The organism is Grimontia sp. THUN1695, from assembly GCF_059704325.2.
In genome coordinates this window covers 3,216,555-3,233,919 of record NZ_AP046577.1, presented here as the reverse complement: position 1 = coordinate 3,233,919, position 17,365 = coordinate 3,216,555, and the positions used below count along the sequence as shown (strand labels likewise).

Sequence of the window (17,365 nt, the reverse complement as noted above, 5' to 3'; positions counted from 1 at the left end):
GGAGCCTGCTCATGAAGACATTGAGGACTATCTGATCTTACAGCTAAATCCCTGAAAGACTGCGCGGACATTGTCTCCCAGCACGGTCTCACCACAGGGAATGCGGATAACACCCCACAGGCGGTAACCCAGCTTGACTTTATCACCATACTGGGCACCGATATCATCGAAGTAAGCACTCTTTTCGGTATATTTACGGTTGGCTTTCCAGCGCAGCCAAGGACGCTCACCATCCACTTTCCCGTTCACTGTCGGCTGAACCCAGAAGAAGCTCTTGTTCTTAAAGTGCAGTTTGAACGCCTGCGGTTTTTCCGGATAACGCAAGCTGACAATTACCGGATCATGGTCGGACGACGAGTAGGGATTGGTCGATTTCACCAAATCGCCGGTAAAGCGGCTGGGGTATTCAAACAAAGCGCTTTCTACCGAATTGATATGCCAGTCCTCAATCCCAGTCACTTTTTTCAGCACGCTGGCGTTACCCAGGGCGTGGTCAAGGCTGCCCAGCTCCCCGTCGAAGGTGTAGGAGAAAGCCTCATCACCCAGCACTTCGCTGGCAAGGTTGATGTAACCAAAGCCGTCACCCACTTCACGTGCGGTTTCATCAAGCGTCACGCCTGCAACCGAAGTGCCAGCGGCAGTGACAATTTTACGTTCTGCGGTATCAGCATCGTAGTCAGTCAGCACACGAATAGGGTCTTCCTTGGCATAGGCATTGAAATCCCCCAGCGCAATCACGTCACCTTTGACATCGGCCAGTGCATTCCCCAGCGTTTCTGCCGCCGAAACACGGAACGCATTGCAGTGTCCCTGAAGATCTGCCGGATCATCGTCAAACTCACCCGCCACCCAGTCTTCATAGCAACCTGATCCTTTCGACTTAAAGTGACTGACAGCAACAGACAAGGTTTCACCGTGGTTGAGACTGAATGTTTGCATCAGACTATCGCGTTGGAATTTGTCCAGCTGGCGGATTTCGCCCTGAGGGTTTTCGCCACTAATGTGCTGCTCAGGCATGCGTATCACCCTGGCATCCCCTTTCAGTTCAACGCGGGCCGGACGATAGATCAATGCCACCTGAATCGCATCGCTGCCAAGGAAAGCGCCTTCAGTCAGGTCAGCCTCGGCAGGGATAACATACGCATAATGATCAGCACTGTCTGCAAACTGGGCATTCAGCTCAGCCACCAGGTTTGCCAGTGCCCCATTGTCGCCAAAACCGTTGTTTTCAACTTCCATCAAACCCACGATATCGGCGTCAATAGCGGTCAAAGCATTGACGATTTTTGCCTGCTGAAGCGCAAACTCTGCCGCATCTTTGGTACCACGGTTACACCCATTTGATGCGTCGGCATCAGCCTGATCGTCACAGGTGACATTGAGATCCCCGCCAATAGCGCTGGCACTGGTGAAATAGTTCAGTACATTGAAACTGGCGACTTTCAGATTAGTGCCGTCAAATGCTTCAGGCGCTGCGGTACGATCGTCTTCGTGGACAAAATCACTGGCTACCAGCGTATTAGTGGCCACCAGCCGGTAATCGCGGAAGCTGTACCCAATCACCCCTTCCAGGTTGGTGACAGTATCGCCAATCCGGATATAACCTTGCTCGGCATCCAGACCGGGGAAATACGGCACTACGCCATCCGGCGCTTTATGGTCAGATTCGATAACCAGCTGGTTGGCATCATTCGCTGCCGCCAGCACTGCGGCATCGTGTGAGCCAGCCATGTAAAGCTGGGTCGGTTTGACGTTTGGCGCTTCATGTGACAGTACCATGTTGTTGCGGAATGCATCGAAGTCAAAACCGAAATTACGGGTCACCACCAGTTCGCTGTCATGGGTCAGGCGTACTTTCATCCCTTCATGGCGTTCCAGCGCGTCATCCAACGTCTCACCGTCTTCAACCACCAGCGCGGTTGCAGGCAGTTCACCTTGGGTATCGAGCACTTCCCATTGCTTGTCTGACGCATCCAGTTGAGTCTGGTTAAAGTACTCTTTCACTGTACCGGCAACACACACCTGCATGCCCGGCTCAATCCCTTGCGGTGCGTCACCCGTATAGATAAACAGGCCATCAGAGGTTGTCTTATCGCCATCACCGTTGGCATCCTGCAACCAGAAACCTTTATACAGGCTTTCGGTGACCGCAGTCACTACACCTTCAACATAGTACGTCCCCGGCGCTTCAAAACGGCCTTCCGGCACCAGCGGGCTGCGATCGCCTTTGCCTTGAATCGCATAGGTTGGGGTCAGGGTTTCCCCGTCACAACTAAAGGTACTTCCGCCGCCACTGTCACAAGCATCAACACCGTCACACCCCAGACCGTCAAAGGTATCCTGGACGAAAGACTGCCATGCGACAGCAACATCAAATGCGGAGGTGGGATCGGTGCGTCCGGAACTGCCATCACGACGGCGTAGTGTCACGTCCTTACCATAATTGCTGCTGTTGCCCAACTGCCCAAGGCTGTCCAGCACCTTCTCATTGTCATCAACCAGAGCGACCACATCATTGCCATTAAACGTCAGTGAGCCTGACGTTTGTCGGGCAACGCCGGTGATCTCTCCGTCCGCATTGCTGTTAGCAACCACATAGCTTTCACCGGCGCCAAGGGAGCCGGAAAGAGGAATGCTACGACTAAAAGTAGTGTCGCCGTTAAACGCTATCTTTAGCGAGAGAGAGTCGAGGAAGACAGAAGCTGGCCCGGTATTGGTCAACTCAATGGCTTTGTTATTCGACAAGCCTTCGACATATTCCGTAATGATCACATCGGCACTGGCAGGCCATGCCGAAACGAGAGCCAGAGCCAAAGGGCTCCATGTAAAGTTCTTCATTTGCTGTCCTTATTTGCGAGTGAAGTCATAAACACTGCAAATGATTTAACAGCTCGGCATGTCATTTAAGTGACGAATGCCACGATTTTTTATTTCAACAATAAGTCTTGCATGATTTATTGGGATGGCGTTCCGCAATCAACAGTTTCAGATAACAACGAGGTTAGGTTGAAAACGTAATGTGGTGGCAATCAGGGGGTTCGAAGGGGGAAACAAAGAAGCAGCGGACGTCCGCTGCTTCTTCGAGAAAGATTTTTAGGGGGATTATGGACGCGCAACAAATCCTACGGCGTGGTAAACCTTCTTCAGGGTGTCTGCTGCCCGGGCTGACGCTTTCTCTGCACCGGTTTTCATCACCTGATCCAGATAGCCACGATCTGCACGGTACTCTTTGTAGCGGGCCTGAACTGGCTCCAGCATAGCAACGACGGCATCCGCCGTGTCGGTTTTCAGGTGGCCGTACATCTTGTCTGCGTACTCAGCTTCAATCTCGGCAAAGCTTTTACCTGTTGCCACAGACATCAGTCCCATCAGGTTTGCCACACCCGGTTTGTTTTCAATATCAAACACCACACGTGGCGGCTCATCAGAGTCAGTGACCGCCCGTTTGATTTTCTTGGCGATGGATTTCGGATCTTCCAGCAGGCCAATCACGTTGTTGCGGTTATCGTCTGACTTCGACATCTTCTTGGTCGGATCTTGTAGGCTCATTACCCGGGCGCCCACCTGTGGGATATAAGGTTCCGGTACGGTAAACACCTCACCATAGAGGTTGTTGAAACGGATAGCGATATCGCGCGCCAGTTCCAGATGTTGCTTCTGGTCATTACCGACCGGCACCTGATTTGCCTGATACAGCAGAATATCAGCGGCCATCAGTACCGGATAGCCAAACAGGCCTGCATTGATGTTTTCCGCGTGGCGCTGGGATTTGTCCTTGAACTGGGTCATGCGGTTCAGCTCACCCATCTGCGCGTAACAGTTCAGTACCCAACCCAGTTGTGCATGCTCAGGCACGTGTGACTGGATGAAAAGGTTACTTTTCTCCGGGCTGACCCCCACTGCCAGGCACAGCGCCAGCGAGTCCAGGGTTGCTTCGCGCAGCTTTTCTGCTTGCTGACGAACCGTGATCGCGTGCAGGTCAACGATACAGTACTGGCAATCGTAATCATCCTGCATTTGCTCCCACTGACGCAAAGCTCCAATGTAGTTGCCGATACTGAGTTCACCAGAGGGCTGAACACCGCTGAGTACAATGGGTTTGGTCGTAGGATTGCTCATGTTGTTTCTGTTCCTGTCAGTCAATTCAGCCAGCAGGGCTGCTGGCTGTCATTTCGAGAAATACGCGACGTATTAATTTACGCTGTTTTTCCGGTGCTGAGAACCGTTAAAAGCTGGTTGAAGTGGTCAGCCACAAATTCTGGGGCACTGTCGCTGATGGGTTCACCATAGTTATATCCGTAAGTCAGGCCAACTGAAGCGAAACCAGCGTTTTTCGCGGCAAGGATATCGTTTTTGGAATCCCCCACCATCAGCATGTTGGCATCTTCCAGGCCATGCTTGTCACGCAGGCTGAAAAGGCCTTCCGGATCCGGTTTGTTGGTAGGCAGGGAATCGCCACCAATCACATCGGTGAAGTAGTGCGCCAAATCCAGATCTGCTAGGATTTCCGGCACAAACTGATACGGCTTGTTGGTCACTATACCCAAGGTATAACCTGCCGCTTTCAGCGCAGCCAGCGTCTCTTTCACCCCCGGATAGATGATGGTCTTGCTATGGCCGTTGTTGGCGTAGTGAAAGTCAAAACGCTCACGCACTTTTTCATACAGTGCCTGATCCAGATCCGGTTTGATGGTCACGTTCTGGCTCAAGGCACGCTTGAGCATGATTTCTGCACCGTTGCCAATCCAGTGGCGCACCTCATCGTCAGTCACGGTATGCAGGTTGTTGTCTGCCAGTGCCATGCGGATAGCTTCCGCCAGATCCGGCACGCTGTCTACCAGCGTTCCGTCCAAATCAAACGCGATATATTTGATCGCATCAAAGTTTACCGTCACGGTTTATTTTCCTACTTTACTGAGTTCTGCCCGCATTTCGTCGATCACGGCCTTGTAGTCTGGCTGGCCGAAAATGGCCGAGCCTGCAACAAACATGTCCGCGCCGGCTTCCGCAATTTCACGGATATTATCCACTTTTACGCCGCCATCAATTTCCAGGCGAATGTCTCGGCCGCTTTCGTCAATACGACGACGTACTTCACGCAGTTTATTTAAGGTTTCCGGAATGAAAGACTGGCCGCCAAAGCCCGGATTCACCGACATCAACAGGATCATATCCAGTTTGTCCATCACGTGATCCAGAAAATGCAGTGGGGTCGCCGGGTTGAACACCAGACCGGCTTTACAACCGTGTTCTTTGATAAGTTGCAGACTGCGATCGATATGCTCACTCGCCTCGGCGTGGAAGGTGATCATGCTGGCACCCGCTTTAGCAAAATCCGGAATGATACGGTCAACCGGCTTCACCATCAGGTGTACATCGATGGGCGCGGTAATGCCGTAGTCACGCAGCGCTTTACAGATTGGCGCACCAAAGGTGAGGTTGGGTACATAGTGGTTGTCCATCACATCGAAATGAACCACGTCAGCCCCTGCCGCCAGCACTTTTTCTACGTCTTCACCTAAACGTGCAAAATCCGCCGAGAGAATCGACGGCGCAATGAGAAAATCCTTCATCCTGTAGCCTCACTGTAAAATGGCATTACCCGAAATTCGACGCAATTCTACCCGATTGCACCCCATCTGTCTCATCAGATCCATAGATGCCAACCATAAGCGTTAGATGTTGAAGTTGGGACAGACTCATACCGCTTACCTGAACTAAGCTAGAAACAACAGCCAGTCAGGAGCACAGTCATTACCATGCCAGAAAACAGGTCTGAGCAGGAAAAAGTCAACGTGGCCGACGTCGTGAAAAGTGTCTTCGCAGCCATGTTTGGTGTGCAGTCAGACAAAAACCGTCAACGGGATTTTCAGCAATCCAGTATGGTGCCTTATATCGTTGCCGGTTTTGTGTTTGTCGCGGTGTTTGTATTGACGCTAATTGGACTGGTGTCGCTGGTTACGCCCGAATAAGGCAGTTCAGGGCTTTCAAACAGGGCCAACAGCTCGTCCACCTTATTGCGGCCGCCGCCATTACGGCTGATGGTGCGTTTCACTTTGACCATATTGAAGTGTGCGCCATGATACAGACTTCGGGTCAGCGCCGTGTCGTGGTTGGAAATCAGCACCGGAACACGTCTTTCGCTACTCACCTTTCTTGCCCACTCGCCAAGTAATGCCTGATCATCGAGGCTGAAACCACTGCTGGCATAGGTGGTGAAATTCGCGGTGGTGGACAGCGGCGCATAAGGTGGATCGCAATAAATCACGCTGCCACGGCGGGCACGTTTAAAGCTCTGCGGGTAACTTTCACAAACAAACGTCGCTTTTTTGGCTTTTTCTGAGAAAAACTCAAGCTCGGCTTGTGGGAAGTAAGGCTTTTTATATGAGCCAAACGGCACATTGAACCCGCCCTTTTTGTTGTAACGGCAAAGGCCATTAAAGCCATGGCGGTTCATGTACAGGAAATAGAGTGAGCGTAGATACGGATCTTTGCTTTGGTTAAATTCTTCACGAATCGCAAGATACGCTGATTTCTGGTTGTATTCCGGCGTAAACAAGCGCTTTGCATCGTCAATGTAGCGTTCAGGATCTTGCTTCAGCAGATTGTAGAGATTGATCAGATCTGGATTGATATCTGCCAGGCGGTACTGCTCATAGTCGGTATTGAGAAACACCGACCCTGCACCCACAAACGGTTCAATCAGCTTTTTGCCTTCCGGCAGGTGTCTGCGGATATCTTCGACCAGGGAATACTTACCCCCCGCCCACTTCAAAAAGGCACGATGCTTTTTCATTAATATGTATCCACCACCACAGACGCTCGAAAGGTGGCGGATTGTATCTCATTTTTCACCATCAATCAGCGTAAATTCGTGCCAGTTTGCACCTAAGACCAATCAGTTAACCAGTTCGATTTCTTTATGAATTTGGACAAATGACTTTGCCCAAGGCGCCAGTGCCTGAATATTGGCTGGCAGCTGCAGCTCAGCGCGCCGGGCTTCGATCACCGATGGGTAGTCGCCAAGCAGCACCATAAACCAGGCCTCACCATTACGGCGAGTTTCATACACCATCACGCGATCCGCTATCTGGTATTGCTGTACAAACGCATTCACTGCCTGTCTGGATTGCAGCGCGGCCAATTGCAGCGCATAGCGCGATTCCGGCACCGTCAGCAGCAGTTGGTTCGCCAGCGGGATATCGATACTGGCAGCGGATTGGGCCAAGGGTTTAGCAGTCTCAACCTCTTGGGCCACACTCTCTTCGACCGGTGCTGCCGGAGTTGGCTCAACGCGGACAGTGTTTTCCACTGGCGCAGCCAATTCAGGGATAAGAGGTTCATCCACTGCGCGGGTGCCATCGCCCCCTATCGCCTGTTCATCGATAATGGCATCCACAACGTTGTCAGGTACGACAATCCGGCGGCTCTGATCACGGCGGCCGACGGTCATCCCTTCCACGGAAGGCGTTTGCGGCAAGACGACCTCATCGTCGATCACTTCTGTTGTATTCGTTGTTGCCTGCCCGTTGTCCTGCGCCCCACCCTGCGGCTGCTTCGCCTCTCTTTCTTCCAAAATGGCCGCCTGTTCTTTCACGCCGTCAGGCACAACCGCTTCTGCAACACTCTCTTCTGATAACAGGTTTGGACTAATAGACCACCAAACCAGCCCTCCTCCCAAAACCAATAGCAGCAACACCAATACAACCAGTGGGAGGGGGGAGCGACGTTTCTTTTCTTCCATTGCAGCGGTCTCCTGCTGTTCCAGCCCTCGAAGGGCTCCGGGTAAAGAAGGCAATGATGCAGCTTTCTGTTTCAGGGCGCGTCGTTGGGCGGCATCCAACTGGCGGCTGACCATCATCACCTCAATAAACATTTCACGTTCATTGTCCGCCAGAGGGCTGATTTCAAGCTCCAATGGCTTGATGCCCTGCCCATACGAGACTTTATGCAACCACTTATTGAGCTTGCCGCGCAGGCTGAACAGTAAGACATTGATTTGCCAATTGTCGCGCTGTTGTGCTTCGATCACCAAGGCCCATAGCTCAGCAATCAGGTTGGCACTCAACCGCTGTGCATTATCAATCACTACCAACGCGTGGATACTGCGGCCTTCGAGCATAGAATCGAGGCTTTGCAGCATTGAATCCTGCTCATTGAAGATACCATCACGCACGATTTGCCTGAGAATAATGGCACGATGCTGGGCATCCTGCTGACTTGGATTACAGATTAGAAGGGATTGGACAGGTTCATTAGCCCAGTTTTCGAGATAGCGTTCACTGAGCCAGGTTTTTCCCGCCCCTGATTCACCCGTGATCTGGACAAGGTTGGAGCTGAACCGGGTTAGAAACTGGATTCTCGATAAAAGTTGGATCTGGCTATCCAGATCCAACGCAATCATTTCATGGGAGCCTGTCATATACAAACCCGCTTAGTGTGTCTTAATGACCTCAGCTAGCGTTTCAGGGGTTACGTTTGCAACGACTTCGGCTGAACCAATGGCGGTAGGCAGCACGAAGCGCAGTTGCCCGGAAAGCACTTTTTTATCGCGTTTCATGTGTTTAATAAAGGCATCATAGCCCATGGATGTGGGTGCTTTCACGGGGAGATTGGCTTTTTCAAGTAAGGAAGTGATACGGCTAACATCTTCTGGTGCCAGCAATTGTTGGTGAGCCGCTGTCACCGCAGCCATGACGATGCCGGCAGAGACTGCCTCACCATGCAACCAGTTGCCATAGCCCATTTCAGCTTCAATCGCATGTCCGAAAGTATGTCCGAGGTTGAGCAGGGCACGGAGACCGGATTCTTTTTCGTCTTTCGCCACCACATCAGCCTTGATCTGGCAACAGCGTTTAATGGCGTACACCAATGCGTCGGCATCCAGTGCGTTGAGTCGTTGATAGTTTTGTTCCAGCCAAACAAAAAAATTATGATCGGCGATAATGCCATATTTGATGACTTCTGCCATCCCGGCAGCAAACTCACGCTGGGGCAAGGTTTGCATCACGTCAATGTCTATCACTACCGCTTTGGGCTGATAAAACGCCCCAATCATGTTCTTGCCCAGCGGATGGTTAACGGCGGTTTTACCCCCGACAGAAGAGTCAACCTGGGAAAGTAAGGTGGTAGGAACCTGAATAAAGTCCACACCACGTTGATAGCAGGCAGCCGCAAAGCCAACCACATCGCCAATCACTCCCCCACCCAGAGCAACAACCAGCACGTCACGGCCGTAATTCCCCTCTAGCAGGAAGGTGTGGATAGTATTGAAGGTGTCGAGAGTTTTATACTGCTCGCCATCAGGAAGTGTCAGCAACGCTGGCTCACCGCCAGCGTTGCGCAGGGTTTCCATAAGCAAGTCCGCATAAAGCGGCGCGATGGTGTCATTAGTAACCACCACCACGCGACGTCCCAGCGCATCAGAAAATAAACCAGGATTGGCGAGCAACCCAGCACCAATTGAAATAGGGTAACTTCTGTCGCCTAAGCTTACGTCGATCCTTTCCATGGAATCCCTTGTTGATTAATGATTTTCCAACAGTTCGATGATTTGGTTTGCCACCACTTTGGCGCTTTGGTCGTCAGTACGCACCACATAGTCCGCAATTTCTTCGTACAGTGGGTTGCGCTCAGCCGCCAGCGCTTCCAGTACTTCACGCGGTTGCTCAGTTTGCAGCAGTGGACGTTTTTTGTCGCGCTGCGTACGCGCCAGTTGTTTCTCAATGGTGGTTTCCAAGTAAACCACAATACCACGGGCAGACAGGCGGTTACGGCTCTCTTTACTCTTGATAGAGCCACCACCGGTTGCCAGAACGATACCTTGTTTTTCAGTCAGGTCGTTGATGACGTTCTCTTCGCGAACGCGGAATCCCTCTTCACCTTCAACATCGAAAACCCATGCAATGTCTGCCCCTGTGCGTTCTTCGATCACAGTGTCAGAATCGTAAAATTCCATGTGTAGTTGTTGTGCCAGGTGTCGACCAATTGTGCTTTTGCCAGCCCCCATTGGACCTACAAGAAAGATATTTCGTTTTTCAGCCATTTTAAGCAGTTTACGCGCGGTTAAATGAAAACAACATCGCCCACAGGCTTGTTAATCGAAAGCCTGAGGCGCCAAATTCCTCACAGATAATTCGTGATCAGGCCAAAAATTATCTCAGGTCGACTGGGCATTTGGCAACTTAAAATACGTTTCGTGGATGCTTTAAATTCCCGGTTACTGGCAGAAAGGCATATAAAAAGGCAGAAGTTCACACTTTTTGTGACCTTCTGCCCCTCCTTATCATTCGCCCACGAGATCATATAAGGCAATGATAAAAATACAATTATTGAGTCATTACTCTCGGAGTAACAAAGATGAGAAGTTCCCGTTTGCCGGTGGTTTCGTAGTTTCGTCTAAAGAGCTGACCCAGCCCGGGAATATCCCCCAATAACGGGATCTTGTCGACACCTTCCATCATTTCGTGTTGATAGATACCACCGAGTACCACCGTTTCACCGTCATTGACCAGCACCTGGGTACCGATGCGTTGGGTATTGATGGCCATCGCCTCACCGGTTCCGGCTTTTACCGTGCCTGCCGGTTTATCCTGAGTCACCTGAAGATCCAGCACCAGCTTATTGTCCGGGGTGATTTGCGGTGTCACTGACAGGCTCAGTACCGCTTTTTTGAATGACACTGCCGCCGCGCCACTGGAAGAGGCTTCTAGATACGGCAACTCTGTGCCCTGCTCGATGTAGGCTGGACGCTTGTTAGTGGTCAGGAGACGGGGACTGGAGATAATTTCAGCGCGCGATTCCGCTTGTAGCGCAGAAAGCTCTAAATCCAGCAGCAGGTCCTTACCAAGATTGGCGACAGAAAATGCAATACTGGTGGCATTCGGACTGATAGCTCCTAAGTTCACGTTCAAAAGGTCATCCAACTTTAGCTCATCAGGCTCATTGTCCGCACCAACGTCAATACGATCTGAGTGCTGCCAGTTACCTTCAATTGACCCACCCATAGTGAAATTGCCATTTTGGCTGTTCAATCCCCAACGCACCCCAATTTCATCCAGTGTGCCTTCATCTACCGTTACAATGCGCGCTTCAATTTCCACCTGATCGACCGGAATATCCAGAGAGTCAATCAGCGATTTCACTACATCGATATTGTCAGACAGGTCTTTGATCACCAGCGAGTTAGTCCGTGGGTCTACGGCGATACTGCCGCGCTCTGACAGCAGGCTTATCCCCCCCTCTTCGGCATCACTGCCACCCAACATCTCTTTAAGGTCAACCGCATTGGCGTACTTAATCTGGATAACTTCCGAACGCAGCGACGCAAGCTCTCGTGCCTGACGGCGTTTTTCCAGAACCAGACGTTCTTGCTCATCAAGCTCGATTTTAGGTGCCACCAACAAAATGTTACCCGTCTGGCGTTTATCCAGCCCTTTCACATTGAGAATAGTATCCAGGGCTTTTTGCCAGGGCACATCATCAAGGCGCAGTGTCAGGCTGCCCTGAACAGTGTCGGAGACCACCAGGTTAAAGCCATTATGCTCTGCGACCATCTGCAGTACAGAACGGACAGGGATATCCTGGAAATTAATGGAAATATTCTTATTACGTTTGCCTTTTTGCGTGCTGGTATTCTTGCTGGATGGCAAAGAGGCGTAGGGAAAAACTTCCACCGTCAGGACGTTGTTGGTCTGGTAATAGTCATAGCCAAAGTGACCGGATGTGGTAACTAACAGCTCAACATCGTCCTCTATGGGTTTAACCGCGAGGTTTTTTGTGCCCTTCCCGACATCACTAAGGCTTCTGACACCGACGAGGTTATCCTCTACCGACGTGCCTTTAAGGCTGATAGCAAGGCCAGTGTCCGTTTTATTAAAATTGGTCACTACCGACTTGTCTTCCAACGTCAGGGTTAACAGGGTTTTACCGTTTTCCCCATCCGTGACATCAATTTGTTGCAATTGGTTTTCCGCCAGTGCCCATGGTGCGGCAAAGATAGCGGCTGCTACCCATCCGACCATGGCCAGCTTCTGGTGTTGGCATCCTTTCCTCAGGCTTTTCATTGCTTACCCTTTTGATTGTTATTCAGTGCCAATCTGACGTTGCGAACCTGCCAGCAACCCAAACCGTCAGGAAGGTGTTCTGTAATTGATAACGTGTGTTGACTGATGCTGTCGACCCGTCCACGGTTGTTCCCTAATACCCGCCCAAGCCCCACGCGGTGGATGGTATCGTCCGGCGCAGCAACCAGTGCCCAATAGCTGCCTGGCAAACCAATAACACCTTTGAATTCGAGTGAAGACAGCTCATAACTCTCAAGAGGATCTTTTAGCGGTAAGCCATCAGGCTGCCAGCAATCCCCTTTCACCAGTTTCTCTTCTTCTGTGGCGGACGGAAGGACAAAGGGGTCGGTATCCACGCCCGGAGAGAAAGGAACCGGGAAATATGTCGGCTCGGGCGGCAAAGGGGTCGCCGTGACTTTTGCCGATGCGTAGGTTTTGACGATAAAGCGTTCCAGGTCGTCGTTTCTTCCGTCAGACATACAGGCAGTCAGCAACAGGGTGCCAGCAGCCATGAAAATCACTCTCATGGTGTCGCCTCCGGCTGGTTTTCATAACGGTAGGTATGGGCAGTGACGGAAAAGCGCAGTTTTTCTCTCTGTTCACTTTCGCGGGAGAGCGTGAAGCCCTGCAAAGCGACAATCCGCGGCAACCTCGCAATCGCCGCAGAAAACTGCCCCATGCTGGCATACACACCGGTCAATTCGATATCCAAGGGGACCTGATACAACCAACCCACATGCTTTCCTGTCTTCCAGTTCAGTTTTTCAAAGCTGAGGTTGTATTGCAGGCCCGTATCGTTGATGCCAGCCAGCAACAGAGCAAGTTCATCTTCACCCGGTAACTGCTTCGTTAAATCGCTATAAAAACGCTGGAGTTCTTCCACCTGCTCATCCACATCTGGCAAGGCAGCAACCTGTTCAGCTTTGATGCGAAACTGAGTTCGTAACAGATTTTCTTCCTGCCTGGCAAGCTCTACGTCCTGCGTCGCGGGCAACACCACGAAAAAAAACGCCATCAACAACAGGACCGTCGCCAGGGCTATCAGGAGGATGTTTTGTGCCGTCTCCGGCCACTCGGGGATCTCATCGACCTCCCAATCGCGCCAATCAGCGGCCATTGTTGTTATCCTCCTCAGGCAATTCCAACGCCACGTAATCAGACAAGTAGAAGGTTGCCCGGAAATTTTTTGCAACCCGTGACGGGCTTCCTGCATTGTTGATGATCGAGTGGATCTGGACGTGTTCAACGCCTGCATTTGACTCAAGCAGCGCTAACAGGCTGGCGAGTTTAGCATTGTCCCGACTACGGCCTTCAATCATGACGGAACCCACCGCCATAGAAACCTTGTCCAGTACCACGCCATCTGGGATAACCTGAGGCAGGAGGTTAAACAGTAAGGTGGCATTATTACGCTGCTTTTGCAGTGAGTTCACCAGAGTAAGGCGACGTTGGAGTTCATCGCGTTCGACTTCGCGCTTAGCAAATTCCCTCAGGGAAGTGTTCAACTGGTCGATTTCCTGCTGCAAACGGGCATTCCTTGCCTCTTGCTGTGTCAACTGGTGATACACCACCCAACGCCCAGCGACCACTAACAGACTGACCAGTACAAGCCCAAGGACAGCTTTGTTGAAAAAGCGCCGGCGCGTCGCCTGGCGCTGTATCTCTCGCCAGGGAAGGAGGTTGATACTAGTGCCCATCCATCACCCCCCTGAGCGCCAATCCAATCGACGTCGACCAAGCTGCAGCGGGCTCATCCAAACGTTCAACCAGCGAGGGGGAATAGCTCAATCCCTGCAAGGGGTTCAGCGCCCGGACTTTCCAGCCAAGCGCCTCCTCCAGCGCAAATACATCCAGCTTTTTTGCCCTATCGCCCGATAGCCACACAGTAGAAATCCGGGCCCCCTGGAGCTGGGTAGCAGCGAGCTGGTACTGGCGCTGGACCGTCTCGGCCAGCTGTTGGGTATACTGTGTCCTGTCGCCATCACCGTGTTCATCCACGTCAACCGGTACAGGAATTTCACGGTAGAAATGCCCGTCCTTGTTATCGTCCAGACAGATTTGCAGGCGTTCAGTGCCTACATCTACCATCAGTGACAACCCACTATCGGGCTGAAAACGCTGATGCTGGTTATACAGACGCATCAGGGCATGGGTTTGCAGTTCGATCACAGTCAGCTTGTAGCCAACCGCATCGAGTGCGGACAAGATCTCTTTGAGCATTGGCTTACGGCAGGCATAGGCCTCTACCCCATCGTTGCCCGGCAGAGGGCGGTAGTCGTACAGCAGGTCATCCATCGGCAATCCCAGACTTTCACTGAGTTGCAGGCCAACCTGCACATATTGCTCATTTTCCGTAATATCCGCAGAGGTAGGAAAACGTTTGGTGGCCACACTGCTTTGTGCCACCCCCATGATTTGCCGGACAGGCCATTGCCAGGGAGCCCTGCAAGCTTTACGCAGCTGTTTTTTTACAGTGTTGAGTGCTTCCTCAAGGGACATGCTGTGACGGGGAGCAACAACGAGTGCCTGCAACCTTAACGTCTTCCCGCGTTTCTGGATCATGGCTGCCCTCACGCATTGCGTGCCGACATCGATTCCCATAGCCGAAGTACTACCAAACATTTGAAATGCCACCTTCTAAAAAGTCAGCATCAAGTAACTTTTTTGAAAGTTCTCTCAGCAGATTCGTTATTTTTTGCTCAGTTCTCTTTATACTACGGACACTATTGGTTTGAACGACTCGACTGAAAACTTACGGGAAATATCAAGTGAAGTTCATTAAGCGACTGCTTATTCTTGCAATAATTTGCATATTACTTGGAGTGGGTACAATTTTTGGGTTTTATCTCTATGTAAAACCGGAATTGCCAGACGTTGCCACCCTCAAGGATGTTGAACTGCAAACCCCGATGCAGGTATACAGCGCCGACGGTAAACTGATTTCCCAGTTTGGTGAAAAACGTCGTATCCCAGTCATTTATAAAGACATCCCACAGGATCTCATTGATGCGCTTATCGCCACTGAGGACAGTCGTTTCTACGATCATCCAGGTATTGACCCTATCGGTATTACCCGTGCGGCTATCGTAGTGGCAATGTCCGGCAGTGCCAAGCAGGGAGCGAGTACGATTACCCAGCAGCTGGCACGTAACTTCTTCCTTTCCAACGAAAAGAAGATCATGCGTAAAATCAAAGAGATTTTTATCGCTATCCACATCGAGCAACTGCTGACCAAGCAGGAAATCATGGAACTGTACGTTAACAAGATTTTCCTGGGTTACCGTTCTTATGGTTTTGGTGCAGCAGCGCGGGTTTATTTCGGCAAAGACCTCAATGATCTGACTCTGAGCGAAATCGCGACCCTGGCCGGTATGCCCAAAGCCCCCTCAACCATGAACCCAATTTATTCATTGGAACGTGCAACCCATCGCCGCAACGTGGTGCTGAAGCGTATGCTCGATGAAAGTTACATTACCCGTTCTGAATATGAACAGGCGAGAAATGAGCCGATTATCGCCCGCTACCACGGCGCAGAAATCGAAATCGACGCGCCCTATATTGCAGAGATGGCACGCGCCTGGGCTGTAGAAAAATACGGTGAAGATGTCTACGAGTCAGGCATCAAAATCTACACTACGGTTGATTCACGCCTGCAACAGGCTGCGGAAGACGCTGCGTTAAACAACCTGCTGGCGTATGACGAGCGCCATGGCTACCGCGGTGCTGTTGCTACCCTTTGGAAGGCCGGTACGGCTCCCTGGGATGCAGAAAAGATTGCAGCACACCTGAATAAACAACCGACGTATGGCTGGCTCAACCCGGCCGTCGTGGTGGCAGTGGCAGGTAAAACCGCACAAGTGATAATGCAAAGCGGGGAAACGGTTACCCTGCCGTGGAATGGCCTGAAGTGGGCACGCCGTTACAAAACAGATAACCGCCAGGGCACAGCACCAAAACAGGCAGCCGACATTCTGACTGCAGGTGAACAAATATGGGTACGCCAGGTGGGTAACGAATGGCATTTAAGTCAAGTACCGGATGCAAACACTGCCATGGTTGCGATGTCGCCAGAAAACGGGGCTATCAAAGCACTGGTTGGTGGCTTTAACTTTGTCCACAGCAAGTTTAACCGCGCCACCCAATCCGTACGCCAGGTTGGTTCGGCCATTAAGCCATTCATTTATTCCGCGGCCTTGGATCAGGGCATGACGCTGGCCACCCTGATTAACGATGCCCCCATCAACAAATGGGACTCCAGTCAGGGAACAGCATGGCGTCCGAAAAACTCGCCACCGACGTATAGCGGTCCAACCCGCGTTCGCATCGGCTTGGCTCAGTCAAAAAACGTCATGGCCGTTCGTGTGCTACGTAAAGTGGGGCTGGATGAAACCATTGACTTTCTGACCCGCTTTGGCTTTAAACATGGCGACCTGCCGCGCTCTGAAACACTGGCGCTCGGGGCGGGCAGCCTGACACCCATGGAAGTGGCGCAGGGTTTCAGTGTGTTCGCCAATGGCGGCTACTACCTCAAACCTTACTATATCAGCAAGGTGGAAGACCCATTCGGTGAAGTGCTGTTTACCGCCAAACCACAATCCATCTGCCATGAAAACTGTGACAACATGGTCTCCCAGCTAGACGCTAACAACCTGATGGAAGAAGAAAACCTGCTTGAGCAAACGGCAGCAATGGAAAATGAACCGGTATATGCCCCCCAGGTGATCAGCGAACAAAACGCCTTTCTGGTGCGTGAGATGCTGGAAGCCAACATCTGGGGCGGTGGTGACTGGGCGCAGGGAACAGGCTGGAACGGCACAGGTTGGCGCGCCCAAAAGCCACTGAACCGACGTGATATCGGCGGCAAAACCGGTACCACCAATGATTCAAAAGATGCCTGGTACAGTGGTTTTGCACCGGGGCTGGTCGCCACCGTCTGGGTTGGCTTTGACGACCACTCGCGGACACTTGGACGCACCTCACACAACGCAAATCTGGACAATACCCAGGTTTCCGGTGCGGAAGCTGGCGCAAAGACGGCCCAGCCCGCCTGGATAGACTTTATGGTTGATGCCTTGGTTGATGTCCCGGAGCAACGTAAGGTGATCCCGTCAGATATTGTGAAAGTGCGCATCGACCGTGACACCGGCCTGCTGACCCGCAGCAATGACAGCAGCTCGCTGTTTGAGTACTTCGAGAAAGGCACCGAGCCGACCGAGTACGTGTCTTCTGCTGCCACCAACGGCAATATTTATGAATCAGAAGGTGAAGAGCTGTTCTAACGCTTTCATCAAAGACAACAA

Annotated in this window: 15 protein-coding genes; 2 read left to right on the top strand and 13 right to left on the bottom strand. The window is 51.7% G+C overall.

All coding sequences use genetic code 11. The features are described 5' to 3' along the window. Nucleotides 1-27 precede the first annotated feature (27 nt). The 4 genes from AC6IB1_RS18295 to rpe form a co-directional block, all read right to left on the bottom strand. Entirely contained in the window at nt 28-2,838 is a 2,811-nt protein-coding gene (locus AC6IB1_RS18295; RefSeq protein WP_497567806.1) for an ExeM/NucH family extracellular endonuclease, read from the bottom strand. Nucleotides 2,839-3,102: 264 nt separating this feature from the next. After that, nucleotides 3,103-4,119, bottom strand: a complete 1,017-nt coding sequence (trpS, locus tag AC6IB1_RS18290) for a tryptophan--tRNA ligase (protein WP_497567805.1) — start codon at nt 4,117-4,119, stop codon at nt 3,103-3,105. A gap of 77 nt (nt 4,120-4,196) precedes the next feature. After that, nucleotides 4,197-4,895, bottom strand: a complete 699-nt coding sequence (locus AC6IB1_RS18285) for a phosphoglycolate phosphatase (protein ID WP_497567804.1) — start codon at nt 4,893-4,895, stop codon at nt 4,197-4,199. A 3-nt stretch (nt 4,896-4,898) separates the two neighbouring features. Beyond that, a complete protein-coding gene (gene rpe / locus AC6IB1_RS18280) occupies nt 4,899-5,573 on the bottom strand; it encodes a ribulose-phosphate 3-epimerase (protein WP_497567803.1) in 675 nt (224 codons plus the stop codon). 186 nt (nt 5,574-5,759) lie between these two features. On the opposite strand from rpe, the gene AC6IB1_RS18275 reads away from it, so the two are divergent. Then, the gene (locus AC6IB1_RS18275) at nt 5,760-5,972 is read left to right on the top strand and encodes a DUF2970 domain-containing protein (protein ID WP_497567802.1); all 213 of its coding nucleotides are present in this window, start codon (nt 5,760-5,762) and stop codon (nt 5,970-5,972) included. Here the strand turns inward: AC6IB1_RS18275 and dam are convergent. The 9 genes from dam to pilM form a co-directional block, all read right to left on the bottom strand. Then, complete coding sequence (dam, locus tag AC6IB1_RS18270; RefSeq protein WP_497567801.1) at nt 5,891-6,796, bottom strand: adenine-specific DNA-methyltransferase; 906 nt, start codon at nt 6,794-6,796, stop codon at nt 5,891-5,893. The two genes, AC6IB1_RS18275 and dam, sit on opposite strands and share 82 nt — an antisense overlap. Nucleotides 6,797-6,898: 102 nt before the next feature. Beyond that, entirely contained in the window at nt 6,899-8,404 is a 1,506-nt protein-coding gene (locus tag AC6IB1_RS18265) for an AAA family ATPase (RefSeq protein WP_497569175.1), read from the bottom strand. A gap of 30 nt (nt 8,405-8,434) precedes the next feature. Then, on the bottom strand, nt 8,435-9,511 hold the full coding sequence (gene aroB, locus AC6IB1_RS18260) for a 3-dehydroquinate synthase (protein WP_497567800.1): 1,077 nt from the start codon (nt 9,509-9,511) through the stop codon (nt 8,435-8,437). Nucleotides 9,512-9,526: 15 nt separating this feature from the next. After that, nucleotides 9,527-10,045 (bottom strand): shikimate kinase AroK, encoded by a 519-nt coding sequence (gene aroK / locus AC6IB1_RS18255; protein ID WP_040528019.1) that lies wholly within the window; start codon nt 10,043-10,045, stop codon nt 9,527-9,529. 283 nt (nt 10,046-10,328) lie between these two features. Continuing rightward, entirely contained in the window at nt 10,329-12,065 is a 1,737-nt protein-coding gene (locus AC6IB1_RS18250; RefSeq protein WP_497567799.1) for a type IV pilus secretin PilQ, read from the bottom strand. Then, the gene (locus tag AC6IB1_RS18245; RefSeq protein ID WP_005501373.1) at nt 12,062-12,592 is read right to left on the bottom strand and encodes a pilus assembly protein PilP; all 531 of its coding nucleotides are present in this window, start codon (nt 12,590-12,592) and stop codon (nt 12,062-12,064) included. The genes AC6IB1_RS18250 and AC6IB1_RS18245 overlap by 4 nt, the downstream gene beginning before the upstream one ends. Beyond that, complete coding sequence (locus AC6IB1_RS18240) at nt 12,589-13,182, bottom strand: type IV pilus inner membrane component PilO (protein ID WP_005501375.1); 594 nt, start codon at nt 13,180-13,182, stop codon at nt 12,589-12,591. Before AC6IB1_RS18240 ends, AC6IB1_RS18245 begins: the two co-directional genes overlap by 4 nt. Then, the gene (locus AC6IB1_RS18235) at nt 13,172-13,762 is read right to left on the bottom strand and encodes a PilN domain-containing protein (protein ID WP_497567798.1); all 591 of its coding nucleotides are present in this window, start codon (nt 13,760-13,762) and stop codon (nt 13,172-13,174) included. Before AC6IB1_RS18235 ends, AC6IB1_RS18240 begins: the two co-directional genes overlap by 11 nt. Beyond that, nucleotides 13,752-14,687 (bottom strand): pilus assembly protein PilM, encoded by a 936-nt coding sequence (pilM, locus tag AC6IB1_RS18230; RefSeq protein WP_497567797.1) that lies wholly within the window; start codon nt 14,685-14,687, stop codon nt 13,752-13,754. The genes AC6IB1_RS18235 and pilM overlap by 11 nt, the downstream gene beginning before the upstream one ends. A 146-nt stretch (nt 14,688-14,833) precedes the next feature. Here pilM and AC6IB1_RS18225 point away from each other — a divergent pair, with 146 nt between their 5' ends. After that, the gene (locus AC6IB1_RS18225) at nt 14,834-17,344 is read left to right on the top strand and encodes a penicillin-binding protein 1A (protein WP_497567796.1); all 2,511 of its coding nucleotides are present in this window, start codon (nt 14,834-14,836) and stop codon (nt 17,342-17,344) included. Nucleotides 17,345-17,365: the final 21 nt, after the last annotated feature.